General features: G+C 72.4%; 13 protein-coding genes. 9 read left to right on the top strand and 4 right to left on the bottom strand.

The features are described 5' to 3' along the window. Positions 1-11: 11 nt before the first annotated feature. The gene (locus ACFE8Y_RS00360) at positions 12-1,703 is read right to left on the bottom strand and encodes a GspE/PulE family protein (RefSeq protein WP_375462388.1); all 1,692 of its coding nucleotides are present in this window, start codon (positions 1,701-1,703) and stop codon (positions 12-14) included. Positions 1,704-2,241: 538 nt separating this feature from the next. Between ACFE8Y_RS00360 and ACFE8Y_RS00355 the strand changes: the two genes are divergently transcribed. The 5 genes from ACFE8Y_RS00355 (at position 2,242) to ACFE8Y_RS00335 (ending at position 9,013) form a co-directional block, all read left to right on the top strand. After that, on the top strand, positions 2,242-2,964 hold the full coding sequence (locus tag ACFE8Y_RS00355) for a hypothetical protein (protein WP_375462387.1): 723 nt from the start codon (positions 2,242-2,244) through the stop codon (positions 2,962-2,964). Then, the gene (locus ACFE8Y_RS00350) at positions 2,964-4,853 is read left to right on the top strand and encodes a glycosyltransferase (RefSeq protein ID WP_375462386.1); all 1,890 of its coding nucleotides are present in this window, start codon (positions 2,964-2,966) and stop codon (positions 4,851-4,853) included. The genes ACFE8Y_RS00355 and ACFE8Y_RS00350 overlap by 1 nt, the downstream gene beginning before the upstream one ends. Then, positions 4,850-6,907 carry a glycosyltransferase gene (locus ACFE8Y_RS00345; RefSeq protein ID WP_375462385.1) on the top strand — a complete coding sequence of 686 codons (2,058 nt, stop codon included), beginning with the start codon at positions 4,850-4,852 and terminating at the stop codon, positions 6,905-6,907. Before ACFE8Y_RS00350 ends, ACFE8Y_RS00345 begins: the two co-directional genes overlap by 4 nt. After that, a complete protein-coding gene (locus ACFE8Y_RS00340) occupies positions 6,904-7,794 on the top strand; it encodes a hypothetical protein (protein ID WP_375462384.1) in 891 nt (296 codons plus the stop codon). Before ACFE8Y_RS00345 ends, ACFE8Y_RS00340 begins: the two co-directional genes overlap by 4 nt. A 61-nt stretch (positions 7,795-7,855) precedes the next feature. After that, on the top strand, positions 7,856-9,013 hold the full coding sequence (locus ACFE8Y_RS00335) for an iron-containing alcohol dehydrogenase (protein ID WP_375462383.1): 1,158 nt from the start codon (positions 7,856-7,858) through the stop codon (positions 9,011-9,013). A 234-nt stretch (positions 9,014-9,247) separates the two neighbouring features. Here the strand turns inward: ACFE8Y_RS00335 and ACFE8Y_RS00330 are convergent, their stop codons facing one another. Together ACFE8Y_RS00330 and ACFE8Y_RS00325 are read right to left on the bottom strand one after the other, a co-directional pair. Then, a complete protein-coding gene (locus tag ACFE8Y_RS00330) occupies positions 9,248-9,958 on the bottom strand; it encodes an SDR family NAD(P)-dependent oxidoreductase (RefSeq protein WP_375462382.1) in 711 nt (236 codons plus the stop codon). Positions 9,959-10,601: 643 nt separating this feature from the next. Next, on the bottom strand, positions 10,602-11,999 hold the full coding sequence (locus tag ACFE8Y_RS00325; RefSeq protein ID WP_375462381.1) for a M20/M25/M40 family metallo-hydrolase: 1,398 nt from the start codon (positions 11,997-11,999) through the stop codon (positions 10,602-10,604). A gap of 499 nt (positions 12,000-12,498) precedes the next feature. Here ACFE8Y_RS00325 and crcB point away from each other — a divergent pair, with 499 nt between their 5' ends. The 3 genes from crcB to ACFE8Y_RS00310 all read left to right on the top strand — a co-directional run bounded on the left by crcB (position 12,499) and on the right by ACFE8Y_RS00310 (position 15,176). Next, positions 12,499-12,867 carry a fluoride efflux transporter CrcB gene (crcB, locus tag ACFE8Y_RS00320; protein WP_375462380.1) on the top strand — a complete coding sequence of 123 codons (369 nt, stop codon included), beginning with the start codon at positions 12,499-12,501 and terminating at the stop codon, positions 12,865-12,867. Between the two features lie 134 nt (positions 12,868-13,001). Further along, positions 13,002-13,961, top strand: coding sequence for an SMP-30/gluconolactonase/LRE family protein (locus ACFE8Y_RS00315; protein WP_375462379.1), 960 nt, complete (start codon positions 13,002-13,004; stop codon positions 13,959-13,961). Positions 13,962-13,994: 33 nt separating this feature from the next. Then, positions 13,995-15,176 carry an SMP-30/gluconolactonase/LRE family protein gene (locus tag ACFE8Y_RS00310; protein WP_375462378.1) on the top strand — a complete coding sequence of 394 codons (1,182 nt, stop codon included), beginning with the start codon at positions 13,995-13,997 and terminating at the stop codon, positions 15,174-15,176. On the opposite strand, the gene ACFE8Y_RS00305 is transcribed toward ACFE8Y_RS00310, so the two are convergent. After that, a complete protein-coding gene (locus ACFE8Y_RS00305) occupies positions 15,177-15,584 on the bottom strand; it encodes a DoxX family protein (RefSeq protein ID WP_375462377.1) in 408 nt (135 codons plus the stop codon). Between the two features lie 37 nt (positions 15,585-15,621). On the opposite strand from ACFE8Y_RS00305, the gene ACFE8Y_RS00300 reads away from it, so the two are divergent. After that, a complete protein-coding gene (locus tag ACFE8Y_RS00300) occupies positions 15,622-16,119 on the top strand; it encodes a DUF3307 domain-containing protein (protein ID WP_375462376.1) in 498 nt (165 codons plus the stop codon). Positions 16,120-16,282 lie beyond the last annotated feature (163 nt).

Genomic DNA, 16,282 nt, shown 5'->3' with positions numbered 1-16,282 from the left:
CTCCGCCGCGCTCACCCGGAGATGCGCAGGACCTCGTCGAGGGAGGTCAATCCCAGGCCCGCCTTCGTGATGCCGTCGTCGAGCATCGTCGTCATCCCGGCAGCCCGCGCCGCCCGCAGGATGACCCGCGGATCGGGCTGGCCGCGGATCAGGTCGCGCAGGTCGTCGTCGACCGCCAGGGCCTCGAAGACGCCGACGCGCCCGCGATAGCCGCTGTCGTTGCAGTGGGGGCAGCCGGCCGCCGCGTGGAAGTCCCGGCGCGCTGGCTCGGGCCCGCCGCGGCGGGCGCGGACCTCGCAGGCGATCTCCCAGCCCTTCGGGTCGGGCACGCGGCAGCGCTCACACAGCCGGCGCACCAGCCGCTGACCGATCACGCCGCGCAGGCTGGAGGCGATCAGGTACGGCTCGACGCCCATGTCGACGAGGCGCACGACGGCGTCGACCGCGCTGTTGGTGTGCAGCGTCGTCAGCACGAGGTGGCCGGTGAGCGCGGCCTGGATGCCGATGGCCGCCGTTTCCCGGTCGCGCATCTCGCCGACCATGATCACGTCGGGGTCGTGGCGCAGGAACGAGCGCAGGGCGGTGGCGAAGGTCAGGCCGATCGACGGCTTGATCTGGGTCTGGTGGATGCCCGGGATCTGGTACTCGACCGGGTCCTCGACGGTCACGATCTTGCGGGCGGGATCGTTGAGCAGGGAGATCGCGGTGGCCAGCGTCGTCGTCTTGCCGCTGCCGGTCGGGCCGGTGACGATGATGATGCCGTGGGGCTCGGCCAGCAGGCGGACGACGGCGTCGCGGTCGTGGTCCGACAGGCCGATGCGCTTGAAGTCCAGGAGCCGCGTGTCCTTGAGCAGGATGCGCAGCACCGCCGTCTCGCCGTAGAGGGTCGGCATGACGGCCACGCGCAGGTCCGCCTCGGTGTTGCCGACCTTGACGTTGGTCCGCCCGTCCTGCGGCAGCCGGCGCTCGGCGATGTCGAGGCCGGCCAGGATCTTCACGCGCGAGATCACCGCCGCCGCCATGTGGCGCGGCAGGGTCTGCTGCGCGCGCAGGTGGCCGTCGATGCGGAAGCGGACCTTCAGGTCCTCGCGCCCGGTCTCCAGGTGGATGTCGGTGGCGCCGGCCTGGATCGCGCGCTCGAGCAGGCCGTCGATGACGCGCACGATCGGGGCGCCGCGGGCCAGGTCCTGCAGGGTCTCGATGTCGTCGGAGAGGGCGTAGTCGGTCCCCGCCTCCGGGTCCGCGGCCTCGCCCCTGGGCGCGTCGCGCGCGTGGTTGCGCTCGAACAGGTCCTCGATCTCCTCGAAGGACAGGACCGCGAGGGGAACGGGACCGCCGAGCGCGAGGGCCACCGCCCGGATCGGATCGAGGTTGCCCGGATCGGCCACCACGAGGAGCGGACGCCCGTCCCGCTCGACCGGGTAGAGGTAGGCCTCCCGCAGGAAGTCGCGCGACAGGTCGTTGAGGGCGTGCGGCAGGGCGGCAATGGCGTCGCGGTCCGCCCGCGCAACGCCGTGATAGGCCGCGACCGCGTCGGCGAGATCGACCGCCGAGACGCTCCCCTCCCGCCAGATCGCCTCGGCCGCGCCGCCGCTGGCGCGGGCTGCGGCGGATTTCGGGACGGCCGCGAGGCCGCGGCGGCGCTGGAGGAAGTCGGCGAGCGTCTCCGCCCTGCCGCCGATCGCCTCGCTGCTGGTCTGCACCGCTCGCCCTCCGCCGCGCCCCTAGAGCGCCTTCCATGATGATCCTTGGATCATCATGGAAGGCGCTCTAAGTCTCTGGGTTGACCGCATTTTTCCTCACGCGAGCCGGCATACACCTCGCCTGAGAATGCTCCAACGGCGCGATGCGCCCGCGGAGCGAACGCGCCTCGATACCCGGGAGGCCTGAGTACTACACGCTTTCCGCAGCCGGGATCGCTGCGGCACGAACGTGTCCTGCAAATGCCGCGGCTGTGTCAGCTTTACGACATCGGCCGCAACGGATGGTGAATCCGCCTTATGACGGTTGCCACGCGCACCGGGCCCGTGCGCCGGACGAACGATCGGCGGCACGGGCAGGATCGGGAGGCACCCGCCCGCGGCCCGGCTTGCGCCCGCGGCCACGCTGACCTAGCAAGCGCGGGCCGTGACCCGGTGGAATCGCGCAGCCGGTCGGCGCGGCGTTCGGAGGGCGAGCCCGCGACCGCCGGAGCGGTCCGCTGCCCGGGCGCGTGGCGCCGCAAGCCGAGGAATGGGGTGGATGGCCCGGTCGGTCGAGGATGAAGGCCGCGCCCCCGGCATCGACGGTCGGACGATCCGCCTCGGCCCGGGCTGGTACCTGTGCAAGTTCCGCCTGCCGACCGCGATGCCGATCCCGCTCGGCATCGCGCGGCCCGAGCATCTCGACCTCGTGACCTGGGCGTTTGCCGGGATGAGCGCGGCCGCGAGCCGGCCGACCTGCCTGCTGGTCGCGCGGCCCCGCGGGCGGGAGGCCGAGGCGGCGCTGGAGGGCGGGGGCGCGCTGGTCGTCGCGACGCATTTCCGCGACCTCCACGTGTCGTCGTCCCCGGCGCGACCGCCGGACGAGCTGCCGCCGGACGAACGCGCCGTCCTCGCGCGGGCCGTGCTCTCGGCCGTGACGGCGCGGACCGTGGGGCCGCTCGCCGCGCTGTTTCCGCTGCTCGCGCCGGCCCTGCGCGCGATGCCGCTCGCGAAGGACGCGCCCGAACTCGCGCTCGACCCGGAGCGGCCGGGCTCCTGCAGCGTCTCGGGCGCGGACGTGCCGAACTACCTCGTGCTCGATGGCCCCGCCGGCGCGAGCTGCGCTCGGGTCGGGACCGCGCGCCTGACCTTCGCGCCGCGGCCGCGGATGGATCTGGACCTCGATCCGGTCTGGGGACCGGCGCCGGACCGCGGGCCCGAGCGCGCCTACCTCGTCGGCACCGGCCGGTTCACCCCGGCACGCCTGCGGGCGGGTGCGTGATGGGCGACGACGCCCCGACCGGACGCCCGGCGATCCTCGTCGTCGCGCCGATGCCGGCAGCGCCCGCGAGCGCGGGCAACCGGCGCCGGCTCGCGCTGACCTGCCAAGCGCTCCAGCGGGCGGGCTTCGCCCTCGACTTCGCCTACTTCGCCCACGAGGATCAGATTTACCGGCGCTTCGGCCAGCGTCCGCCGACGGATTTCGCGGCCATGGCGGCGGCCTTCCGGCGCACCTTCCTGATCGAGGCGGACGAGACGATCCCGCTGAAGTCCCGCTCGGGGCCCTTCGGCATCGACGACTGGGCCTCGGCGGCCCTCGACCGGTTCGTGGCGTGGTACGCCGAGGCCCATCCGGGCACGGTCGCGGTCCTCGTGAACTACGTCTTCCTGTCGCGGTGCCTCGAACGCGTCCCGGCGGGCATCCTCAAGCTCATCGACACGCACGACCGCTTCACCGACCGGCACCTGCAGTACAGGCCGTTCCGCGCGGAGCCGAACTTCTTCTACACCGATCGCGCGGGCGAGGCCGCGGGCCTCGCCCGGGCCGACGTCGTGCTCGCGATCCAGGCGGAGGAGGCGGCCCACTTCGCGGACCTGACCGATCGGCGCGTCCTGCTGCTGCCGCCCGCCTTCCCGGTGCACGCCCCGTTCGCGGCACCGGCCGGAATCGCGCGGATCGGCTTCGTCGGGCATGGCAACGATCCGAACCTGTTCTCGATCAGCAAGTTCGCCCACGCGTGGACCATGGGCTGGACGCCGGATCGGCCCGAACTGCTGATCGCGGGCGAGATCTGCAACGCGCTCGGCGGCCTCAGCCTGCCGGGCGTCCGGCTGCTGGGCTACGTCGAGGACCTGCGCGGGTTCTACGCGCAGACCGACGTGATCGTGGCCCCGATGCTGATGGGCAGCGGCCTCAAGATGAAGGTCGCCGAGGCGCTCTCCCACGGCGTCCCGGTGGTCGGCACCGGGATCGGCTTCGAGGGGTTCGGTGCCGAGGCGCCGGCCCATCGCTGCGCGGGGGTGGAGGCGGTCAAGGCCACGATCCTGGCGCTGCACCGGGACGAGGCCGGCCTCGCGGCGCTGACGCGGGCCTGCGCCGCCCTGCTCGACCGCTACAACGACCACGCGCGCCGGTCGGAGGCGGAACTCGCGGCGTTGATCGGCGCGGCAGCGCGCGGCAAGGCGGAAGCGCGCGGCAAACCCGACGAAGGAGCGCCGGTCGCCGCCCCATCCCCGTCGACCGACGCGGAGGAGGCCGGGCTCGCCTGCGCGCGCGCGCTGGACTCGCCCGTCCTCGACGATCCCGAACGCGGCCGCCTCGTGGCGACCGAGCGCCTGAGCGAGGACGCGGCGCGGGCTCTCCGGTACGCGCCCGAACGGCGGCGCTGGTTCGCTGCGCCGGCCGTGGCGGCGGGCCGGAGCCTCGGGCCGGTCCGCGTCGCGTTCTCGCCCGAGTGGGTGCGCGACCGGCGGCTTCCCGGAGCGGCACGCGAGGCCGCGATCCTCGCGTTCCGCGACGCGGTGGCGGACTGGACGACGGACGGACGCCGCGTCGGCGCGGGCGGGGCCGGCTTCGACCTCGCCCTGCGCGTCCCGAGCCATTTCCTGACCGGGCCGCGCAGTGTGGCGGCCTTCCTCGTCGAGGCCGCGGGCGGGCGGGCGCATGAACTGACCCTCGACGGCCTCGCGCCGCTGCACGGGGCGCCGGGTCTCGCCTTCGACGCCGCGCGGCCCGACCTGACGCCCGTGCCGGCGCTGGCGAGCTTCCGGCACGCGGGACCGGGCCCGCTGCCGGCGGAGGGAACGGTGCTGGTGCTGAGCGACGACCTGATCGGCCGCGTCCGGATCGTCGCGGATCGGCCATCGGCCGAATCGGTGGGGCTGTCATGAGCGAGGCCTTCGACGCCGTCGATACCGAGGCCGGCCGCAGGGTCGTGAGCGCCGAGGCCCGGCTGGTCTGGGATGCCCTGTTCCTGAACGACGTGCGGATCGGCTTCCGGCCCGAAGCGGCGCCCGTCGTCTCGATCGTGATGGTGTCGCTCAACGCCCGCCACATCCTGGCGCTGACGCTCTACCGCCTCGCCGCGCAGCAGGCCTGCGCCGGCATCAGTTTCGAGGTCATCCTCGTCGACAACGCGTCCACGCCCGAGACCCGTGCCCTGTTCGACCGGATCGACGGGGCCACCATCGTCCTGAACCGGACGAATGCCGGGTTCGGGCCGGCCTGCAACGCGGGGGCGGCGCGCGCGCGCGGGCGCTACGTCCTGTTCCTCAACCCCGACGTCGACCTGATGCCCGGGGCGCTGCGCGCAATGGCGGCCACGTTCACGGAGCTCGACACCGTCGGCATCGTCGGAGCCCGCCTCGTCTTTCCCGGCGGCATCCTCCAGGAGGCGGGCGCCACCTTCCGGGAGGACGCCCAGCTCACCCATCCGTACATGAGGGGTGTCGGCGACCCGTTCGCGCCGGAGGGCGCCTTTACGCGCGAGGTGGGCTACGTGTCCGGCGCCGCCCTGATGATCGAGCGGACGTTCTTCCGAGCCCTGAACGGGTTCGACGACGCCTTCGCCCCGGCCTACTTCGAGGACACCGACCTGTGCGTGCGCTGCCACCAGGCGGGCCGGCGCGTCGTCTACCAGGCGCGCGCCGCCGCGGTGCATTTCGAGAACGCCACGAGCACCAAGCGCGCCGACGTGGAGGCCCGCCTCGATCGCAACCGGGCGCTCTTCCTCGAACGCCACCGCGGCTGGCTGTTCCATCAGGGACCGCCCCGGGAGGGGTTCGGCGCGCGCGACCACGACCCCTGGCAGCTTCGCATCCTCTTCATCGACGACACCGTGCCCCACCGCGACATGGGCGCCGGCTACCCGCGCGCCAACCACATCGTCAACACGATGGCCGGGCTCGGCTACGGCGTGACGCTGTACCCGATCTACCGGGCGGATTCCGAGCAGGCGCAGCGCTGCCGCGACATCGACCAGCGGGTCGAGATCCTCGCCGCCGACGGACCCGAGGGCCTCGCGCGCCTCATCGCGGAGCGGCCGGCCTACTTCGACGTGCTCTGGGTCAGCCGGCCGCACAACATCAACCTCACGGTCCAGACCCTGCAGGATCGCGGATCGAGCCTGCGCGCCTTCGCGAAATCGCGGGTGGTGTTCGATTCCGAGGCCCTGTTCGCCTCGCGCGCCTTCGTGACGGCGGTGACGCGCGACGGCTCCGGCACCGGCGCCGACCTCGCGCGGGACGCCGTGGCCGAGACCCGCAACTACGCGGCGGCCGATCAGGTCGTCTGCGTGTCGGAGGCGGAGGCGCGGCTGCTGGCCAGCTACACCCGCGTCAACGCGACGGTGCTCGGCCATGCGATGGCGCTCCCGGACGTCGCCCCGCCGGACTTCTCCGCGCGCCGGGGCTTCCTGTTCATCGGCGCGCTCTCCGAGGAGGGCCAGCCGAACGTCGATTCGCTGGACTGGTTCTTCGAGGCGGTGTGGCCGCGCCTGCGCGCCGGGATGCCGGAGGCGGCCCTGCGGATCGTCGGCACGGTCGCCCCCGAGATCCGCGCCCGCTTCGCGCGGCCCGGCGTCACGGTCATGGGCCGCGTTCCCGACGCCGGGCCGCTCTTCGACGCGGCCCGGGTCTGCATCGCGCCGACGCGCTTCGCGGCCGGCATCCCGCACAAGGTCCACGAGGCGATCCGGCACGGGCTGCCGAGCTTCATCACGCCCATCCTCGCCGAGCAGATCGGCTGGGAGGAAGGCGTCGGCTACCGGGCCTGCGACTGGCAGGACCCCGACGGCTTCGCCGAGGGGCTGATCCGGCTCCACGACGGGGCCGACCTGTGGCGGCGCGTCCAGGGCGCCGGCCTCGACCGGATTCGGACGGAATGCGCACCGCACGCCTACCGCGAACGCCTCCGGCAGATCTGCGAAGCCTCGACCTTCGCATGAGCGCGACGCTGGGCCGACCCCGCCTCACCCGCACCGTCACCGGCCTCCTGCGCCGGCTGACGCTGGGCCGGGTGCCGACGCTGTTCGACACCGCCTACTACCTGCGCACCTACCCGGACGCGGCGGCGTCCAGCCTCGATCCGTTCCTGCACTACGTCCTGCTCGGCGCGCGCAGGGACTACGACCCGAACGCCGACTTCGACACGCCGTTCTACCGCGCGCAGGGCATCCGGACGCGCCTCGATCCCCTGCGGCACTATCTCACGATCGGGGCGGCGGCGGGCTACGACCCGCACCCGCGCTTCAGCACCCGGTCCTACCTCAACCGCTACCCGGACGTGGTCGCCGTCAAGGCCAATCCGCTCCAGCACTATCGCGAGCACGGCCGGCCGGAGAAGCGCGCTGCCGAGCCGTCCAAGCTCGTGCCCCGCTCCATCGTCGCGCTGGCGGGCGTGCCGTCCGCCCATCACTGGACGCTGCCGGACAGGGATGGCGGCGGCATCCGCCTCGCCCTGCTGCGCGGCGCGCCCGAGGCGCCCGGCGCCGAGCGCGTCGAGCGCCTCTGCCTGTCGCTGTGCCTGACCTTCGAGGCGGTCGACGACGTCGTCCAGGTGCTCGCCCACTTCCCGACGGGCGTGCAGGACGCGGTCCGCCTCGACGTCGCCGCCGACCCGGGGACGGCCCACCTCGCTCCGAGCCTGCTCGTGGCGCTCGACCACTGCTACCTTCAGCCGGCCGCCCCCGACGGCGCGCGGACGGTGAGCTACGCGCAGGCCGTGCTGTGGGACCTTCGGCCGGAGGTTCCGCGCGTGATCACGAACGTCCCTCACGGCGCGCTGCGGGTGCGAGCGAGCGGCGGCCAGGGCCTCACGAGGCGGCACCGATGATCCGTGAGGGCCAGCGGCGCACCGGGTCCGGACGCGCGGACAACGACGGGAGGACCTCCGTGTGAGCACGAACGCATTCGACTTCCGGACCGTGCCGTCCCTGCGCGTGGAGTGGGGCGGGGCCGCCCGGCTCGGCCAGCGGATCGCCGCGCGCTTCTCGGCGCGCAGAGCCCTGCTCGTGACCGATGCCGGCCTCGTAAGGACCGGGCTGGTGGCGCCGGTGGCCGACGACCTGCGGGCGAACGGCGTCTCCGTCGCGATCTTCGACGCGGTGGTCGCCGATCCCCCGGAGCACGTCCTGCTGGCCTGCGCGGCGCAGGGCCGAGCGCACGGCGCCGACCTCGTGATCGGGCTCGGCGGCGGCTCGTCGCTCGACGTGGCCAAGCTCGCGGCGGTGCTCCTGACGGGTACCCGCCAGACGCTGGCCGAGATGTACGGCGTCGACCGGGTCGTCGGCGGCCGCCTCCCCCTCGTCCTCGTCCCGACCACCGCCGGAACCGGATCGGAGGTGACGAACATCGCCATCCTCACCACCGGGCAGACGACCAAGATGGGCGTGGTGTCGTCCCGGCTCTACGCCGACGACGTGCTGCTGGACGCCGCGCTGACGGTCGGCCTGCCGGCGATCCACACCGCCGCCACCGGCATCGACGCGATGGTGCACGCCATCGAGGCCTACACCAGCCGCCACCGGAAGAACCCGCTCTCGGACGCGCTCGCGCGCGAAGCCCTCCGGCTCCTGTCGGCCAACCTCATCACCGCATGCCGCGACGGCGCCGACCGCGCGGGCCGGGAGGGCATGCTGCTCGGCGCCATGCTGGCGGGACAGGCCTTCTCCAACGCGCCGGTGGCGGCCGTCCACGCCCTCGCCTACCCGCTGGGCGGCCACCACCACGTGCCGCACGGCCTCGCGAACGCGCTGATGCTCGAGCCGGTCCTGCGGTTCAACGCACGGGCGGCCGCCCCGCTCTACGCCGAGCTCGCCGACGTCATCGGCGCGCCGGATGCGGGCGGCACCCGCGCGGACGCGTTCGTCGCGGGCATGCGCGCGCTCCTCGACGCGAGCGGCGCGCCGCGCCGCCTGCGCGAGGTCGGCGTCACCGCCGACACGCTGCCGCGGCTCGCCGCCGACGCGATGCGCCAGACCCGGCTGCTGGTCAACAACCCGGTCGACGTGAGCGAGGCGGACGCGCTGGCGCTGTACCGCCAAGCGTTCTGACGATCCGGTCGTGTCTCGGTTCGAAACTCGACCCCCGTTCGGCCGACTGCTTCCGACGCAACTCGGACGCGGATTTGAGTCTGCCATCGTGTCCGGATCTGGCCGGGAGCAGGCTGACCGCGTTCGGGCGAGCATGGCAGGTAAGCGGACATAGCTATCCCGCCACTCTCGATCCAGGCAGACTATTCACATCGACGTTGCTGCACTTGAAAGCGCTATCATTCTCCACGCCGACTACAGCGCGGGCATGGCACCGCCATCGATATGCAAGTCGACGCCCGTGATGTACCCGGCAAGTGGGCTGCACAGGAAGGCGACGGCTTTCCCAATGTCCTCCGGCAGGCCGACCCTGCCTGAGGGGACGTCGAACACGTGCGGCAGGACGGCGCGTTCGATCTCTGCCCACGGGGCATCCGCAGCGGCCCAGCCCTTCTCGCCTGCCATCTTGCGAAAGGCGGCTTCGAGCTTCGGCGTCAGGATCGTGCCGGGCGAGATGGCGTTCACCGTGATTCCGTCTCCGGCCGCCGCCTTGGACAAAGACTTCGTGAGATTGTTCATGGCGGCCTTGCACGCCGAATAGTCCGGCCCAGTCGATGGCGGCAGGACTCCGGCAAGGCTGGAGACGTTCACGACGCGGCCCCAGCCTGCGGCACGCATCTTCGGCAACAGGTGGTTGGTCAACCGCACCGCCGCCACGACGTTTCGGTCGAACGCTGCGGTCCACGCCTCGACCGGCGTCTCCTCCCAGAGGTGCTTCTCGCCAGACCCGCCCGCGTTGTTGACGAGGATATCGATCCCACCGAGCAGGCGTTCGCTGTCCGTGATGATGTTCGCGATAGCCTCATCATCCGTCAGGTCGCCTGTCACACAGACGGCTGTACCGCCTTGAGTCGTGATCGACGCCGCCACAGCCTGCGCTCGACCAGCGTCGCGTCCATGAATCACGACGGCAACTCCCTCGTGCGCCAGATTGCGCGCGATGTCTCGCCGATGCCGATGCTGCTGCCGCTGATGAGCGCGCGTTTCCCGTTGAGCTGTAAATTCATGATCTCACGGTAACCGTGTGGCGGCCGTATCTACCAACACCTCAATAGATGGCCGACAGACCGCTCTCCACCCGTTAACGCCGCAGCGGCCCTGTTCGTGCACGTCCGCTTCGGAGTAGCCGGCTAAGCAGGTTTCGGAAAAGTGCCCCGCGGTTTTCCGACAAAAACCTGCGGCAAAACAAGGATCTAAGCGGACTAAGCGTTGGCCTGCCAACGCAAGTCTGCTTAGGTCGTTGAATGGCCACCATGGGCGCTCGTCGGAAATCAGCAGGAGCGCGGATGGACGTACGCTCGCCACCGAGGCTGTGTGAAAACGCAGTCGCGGGCCGAGCGGGTAGAACAGCCTTCTACGCATCGAATCGTCCGGCGTGTCCAAGGGCGGTTTTTACACCGGAGACCGCTGGCCGATGGTGCTGTCAGGGCCGCTCCAAAGAAGATCCTTCTTTACTCAGCAATGACCTCGGCGTTTTCACACAGCCTCCACCCATTGCGGACCTTCTCAGCCGAACTTCAAACCGAGACACGATCGACGATCCGAGCCGCTACGCGGCGGCCCCCAGCGCCGAGAGGATGCGCGCCCACGAGCGCGTGCCCTTGTGGAAGCTGGCGAGGTCGTACTTCTCGTTGGGGGAATGGATGCGGTCGTCGTCCAGCCCGAAGCCGATCAGCAGGGTGTTGCGGTCGAGGAGGCGCTTGAAGTCGCCCACGATCGGGATCGAGCCGCCGGCGCCGACCGTCACCGCGGGCACGCCCCACTCGTCCCGGAGCGCGGCCCGTGCCGTCTCCAATTCGGGCATGTCGAAGGGCAGCGCGATCGCCCGCGAGCCCTTGTAGCAGACCACCTCCACCGAGCAGTCGGCCGGGATGCGTTCGCGCACGAAGGCCTCGAACGTCGTGGCCAGCACCGCCGGGTCCTGGTCGTCGACGAGGCGGAACGAGACCTTGGCGCTGGCCGTGCCGGCGATGACCGTCTTCGTCCCCTCCCCCGTGTAGCCGCCGATGATGCCGTTGACGTCGCAGGCGGGGCGCGACTGCACCAGCTCGATCAGCATCCGCCCGCGCTCGCCGGCGGGCTCCGACAGGCCGATCGGGCCGAGGAACGTCTCCGGGCTGAGGTCGAGGCCGCGCCACTGCTCCAGCACCGCGGGCGGGGTCTCGCGCACCCCGTCGTAGAAGCCGGGCAGCGTCACGCGGCCGTCGGCATCGTGCAGGTCGGCGAGGATGCGCGCCAGCACGTGGATCGGGTTGCGGGCAGCCCCCCCGAAGAAGCCGGAGTGCAGGTCGCGGTCGGCGCAGCGGACCTTCACCTCGAAGTAGGCGAGCCCGCGCAAGGAGGAGGTGATCGCGGGCGTCGCCCGATTCCACATGGTGGTGTCGCACACGAGCACGATGTCGGCAGCGAGCCGGTCCTTGTTCCGGGCGACCCACTCGGGCAACCCCTGCGAGCCGTTCTCCTCCGCGCCCTCGATCAGCAGGGTGACGCCGCAGGGCAGTTCGCCGTTCATGGCCAGGTGCGCCCGGCAGGCCTCGACGAAGGTCATCACCTGGCCCTTGTCGTCCGAGGCGCCGCGCCCGACGATCACCTTGCGGCCCTGGGCATCCGTGGCGATGCGCGGCTCGAAGGGCGGCGTCTCCCACAGCTCCAGCGGGTCGACCGGCTGCACGTCGTAGTGGCCGTAGAACAACACGTGCGGCGCGCCCGGCTTCGGCCGGTGGGCCAGCACCACCGGATGGAGCGCGGTCTCCTCCACCGAGGTCGCGAAGCCCAGCGCCGTGAGGTCGGCGGCCAGCCACGCCGCCGCCTCGCGGCACGGGCCGGCATAGGCCGGATCGGTCGAGATCGAGGGGATCTTCAGGAACGCGAACAGGCGCTCCAGGGCGTTGTCGAGGTCCTTGTCGATGTCGTTGAGGACGGGATCGAGCGCGCTGAGTTCAGGCATGAATGATCCTCCGAGGGCGATGTCGTGTCTTCCGATTGGCGGAGCGTTAGCTGAGCGGGTGTTCGAACGGAACCCTGCCCCCGGGCTGCGGTCCGATGGGACGACCGCATCGGCATCGGGCTGACGATCAACGGGCAGCCCCGCGCGCTCCGGGGAGCCGCGCGCGAGGCGCGCGGCTCGTCGCCTGGGGCATGGCCGCGGGCGTCCGGGAATCGATGACCATGAAGACGGGCGCCCGCGCGATCCTGACGCCGACCTCGGCGCGGTGAGGGTGCGGGCGCTGCTTGCCGCGGTGCCGGTGCGTGCCCCTCATGCCCCGGTTGAGGGCGGGTGAAACGCCTTCGATCGCGTTGGCACGGCTCGTACGGCCGACGTCGTCACCCCGGGCCGGGCGGTGCGCCATCGTCTTTGCCCGGGGATGGAGGGACGTGACCGCGAGCGAGGCGCGGTTTATCCGGGGGCGCCCTCTGCATGGGCCGGCGCGAGACCCGCGAAACGCATGAACCTCCTCCTCGTCCTCATCGGCGGCGGCCTCGGCAGCCTCGCGCGCTACGGCGTCGGCGTCGCGTCCCTGCGGCTCGGGTCGGACTTTCCCTACGGGACGCTGGCGATCAACGTCGTCGGCTCGGTCCTGATGGGGCTGTTCACCGGCTGGTTCACGATGCGCGGCGGCGCCCCGGCGCTGCGCCTGTTCGTGGCCACCGGCCTGCTCGGCGGCTTCACCACCTTCTCCTCCTACGCGCTGGAGGGCGTGCTGCTGCTGGAGCGGGGCGCGACCGGGGCGGCCGCGGCCTACATCGTCGGCTCGGTGGCGCTGGGTCTCGCCGGGCTGTTTGCCGGCCTGCTGCTGATGCGCGCGCTCCTGTGACGGGCCCGCCTCAGGCATCGTGACCGGCCCCGGCGCCGCGCCCGGCGGCCTCGCGCGCGGGAACCGGGGCGGGGCTCGCGGCCTTCCCCAGGACGCGGCGGGCGCCCCTCGGCCGCGACGCGTCCGGGAGCCCCATGCCGCATCCGCACCGACGCGCCGTCCTCGGCGCCGGCCTCGGCCTGATGGCCGCCGCGACGGCGCGGGCGGACGCGCTCGTGGTGCGCGTCGATGATGCGCGCCTAGAGACCTTGATCGATCCGGCGGCCGAACTCCGGACGCTCGTCCGGGACGGGCGCTGGTGCGAGGGGCCATGCTGGGCACCCGCGCTCGGTGGCTTGGTGTTCAGCGACACCAAGGCCAACCGCATCCGGGTGCTGGCCGCGGACGGCGCGGTGCGGACCTTCCGCGACCCGGCCGACAACTCCAACGGCAACGCGCTCGACGGGCAGGGCCGGCTCGTCACCTGCGAGCACCGGACGCGCCGTGTCGTGCGCCGCGAGCCCGACGGCGCGCTGACGGTGCTGGCCGATTCCTACGGCGGCAGGCCGCTGAATTCGCCGAACGACGCCGTGCTCGGGCCGGACGGCGCGATCTGGTTCACCGACCCGGTCTTCGGCATCACGCAGCCCGAGGAGGGCATCCTGGCCGAGCCCGCGCAGGCGGCGCGGCGGGTCTACCGGATCGCGGCGCCGGGCGCGGTCCAGGCGATGACCGAGGCCGTCGACCAGCCCAACGGCCTCGCCTTCGCCCCGGACGGGCGCCGGCTCTACGTCAGCGACTCGGGGGCCGCCCTGAACCCGGAGGGCGCCCGCGCGATCCTCGCCTTCCCCGTCGCCGCGGACGGCGCCCTGGGCCCGCCCGCGACCTTCGCCGAGATCGAGGCCGGGGTGCCGGACGGGCTCAAGGTCGACGCCGCGGGCCGGGTCTACGCGGCCTGCGTGGACGGGGTCCGCATCTTCCTGCCCGACGGGACCCGGCTCGGCCGGATCGCGACGCCGACGGCGGCCGCCAACCTCGCCTTCGGCGGCAGCGACGGGCGCCGGCTGTTCATCACCGCCGCCGGCAACGTCCACGCCTTCGACCTGCGCGGCTGAACCCCCTCGAACACGCATCCGGGACCGAGCCCCATGGACCTTGCCCGCCGTCACCTCCTCGCAGGCGGCCTCGCCGCAGCCGGCCTGCCCCGCGCCGCCGCCGCGGACGCGGTCGGATCGCCCGCGCCCGGCGGGCACGCGGTGGCGGGCCGCACCGCCGACGCGATGGAGCTGGCGCTCGCCGTCCACGCGCCGTCCTCGCCGACGGGGCTCGCGATCTCGCGGACCGGCCGCGTCTTCGTGATGATGCCGCGCTTCACCGGCAAGGAGCCGATCACGCTGGGCGAGGCGCTGCCCGACGGCGCGGTGAAGGCCTACCCGGACGCGGCGACCAACCGGCCCGATCCGGGCCGGCCGCAGGCCACCCTGTTCCACGTGCCGAACGGCGTGTTCGCCCCGGACGACACCCTGTGGCTGCTCGACGCGGGCATCCCCGAGGGCAAGGGGCCGCCGGTGCCGGGCGGGGCGAAGCTGGTGCAGGTGGATCTCTCCGAGAACCGCATCCGCCGGGTGATCCCGCTGGAGGCCGGAATCGCGCCGACCTCGTCGCTGAACGACCTGCGCGTCGACATCCGCGCCGGGCGCCAGCGCGCCTACGTCACCGACCAGGGCCAGGGCGAGGACGGGGCGATCCTCGCCGTCGACCTCGCCACCGGCCAAGTGGCGCGGCGGCTCGCCGGGCACGCCAGCACCAAGTCGCAGAAGGGGGTGGTGAAGTTCGTCGAGGGCCGCCCGGTGATGCAGACCCTGGGCGACGCCCCGCCGCAATTCCCGAAGGGCGGCGCCAACGGGATCGCGCTCAGCCCCGACGGCGCCCGCCTGTACTACGCGCCGCTGATGGGCCGGCGGCTCTACGCCGTCGACACCGGAAACCTCCTCGACCCGGCGGTCTCGGACGCCGCGGTCGCCGCCCGCGTGCAGGACCTCGGCGAGAAGGGCCTGACCGGCGGGCTGACCACGGACGCGCGGGACCGGGTGTACCTCAGCCTGCAGGAGCACAACGCCGTCGGGCGCCGCGACCCGGACGGCACCATCACGGTGATCGCCGCCGATCCCCGGCTGATCTGGGCCGACACGTTCTGGATCACCGCCGATCGCTGGCTCTACGTCTCGGCCTCCCAGGTCAACCGGCGGCCGGAGTTCAACCACGGCCGCGACCTGACGGAGCCGCCCTACGCGATCCTGCGGGTGCGGATCGACGCCGATCCGGCGTGATCAGAACCGCGCGCGGGTGCGCCGGGCATCGAGGCTGAGCGCGCCGGAGCCAGCGACGCAGAGGTACAGGAACACGAAGCAGAGCAGGATCGCCGCATCGCCCCCATTCACGGCCGGAAAGGGCGACTTCGGCAGGTGGAACAGGAAGTAGCCGACGGCCATCTGCCCGGAGAGCAGGAAGGCCGTCGGCCGGGTGAACAACCCGAGGATGATCAGCACGCCGCCCACGAGTTCGAGCAGGCCGGCGGCGCCGAGGAGCGAGAGCAACTCCGGTGCGGGGGCGGTCCGCGGCGGAAGGGCGAAGAACTTCTGCGTGCCGTGCTGGAGGAAGACCAAGCCGGTCACGATCCGCAGAAGCGCCAGGGCGTGCGGCGCGTAGCCGTTCAATCGTCCGAACAGGGCATCCATCGACGGCGGTTCTCTGGGACCGGGAGACCCCATCGCCGTGGATGCCGCCCGGCTGTCAAGCCTGTGCCGCGATGAAACCCTCGGTTTAAGCGAAAACGAACCGTTGCGTGCAAAGGATGGTCGCACGCAGACAGCCGCGCTCGGGGGAATGATGCCGCTGGTTCCGGTGGGGACGATGGCGGCGCTGTCCGCGGCCATGATCGTGAAGCACTACCTCGCTGATTTCGTGCTCCAGAACGACTGGATGGCGCGCGGCAAGGAGCAGGCGACCGGCTGGCTGCGTCCTCTGCTGGCCCATGCCGGATGCCACGCGCTGACGACGCTGCTCGTCGCGCTGGTGGTCGCGCCCCGGCTGTGGTGGCTCGCGCTGATCGATTACGCGATCCACTTCGCCATCGACCGCGCGAAGTCGGTCGTCGGCCGTCTCACGGGATGGAACCCGGCCAACGTGCGGTTCTGGTGGCTGCTCGGGTTCGACCAGATGCTGCACGGGCTGACCGATATCGGCCTCGTCGCGGCGCTCCTGAGCCTGTGATGCGCCGACGGGACTCGCCCGCATCCAGGTCGGGATGCGTCGAAGCGGCGCGACGGCGCGATCGCGGAAGCCGGCGGTTTTCAAGGTCGCCGAGACGGTTCACAAGGAGCGGTTGGCGCTGCCCGGACCGGATTCCCGGGACGCCCGGCGAGCCGTGAGGTCC

It is taken from the genome of uncultured Methylobacterium sp. (assembly GCF_964242245.1).
In the GTDB taxonomy this organism is placed as follows: domain Bacteria; phylum Pseudomonadota; class Alphaproteobacteria; order Rhizobiales; family Beijerinckiaceae; genus Methylobacterium.
The sequence above is the reverse complement of the archived record's forward strand: the minus strand, read 5'-3'. Positions and strand labels throughout refer to the sequence as shown.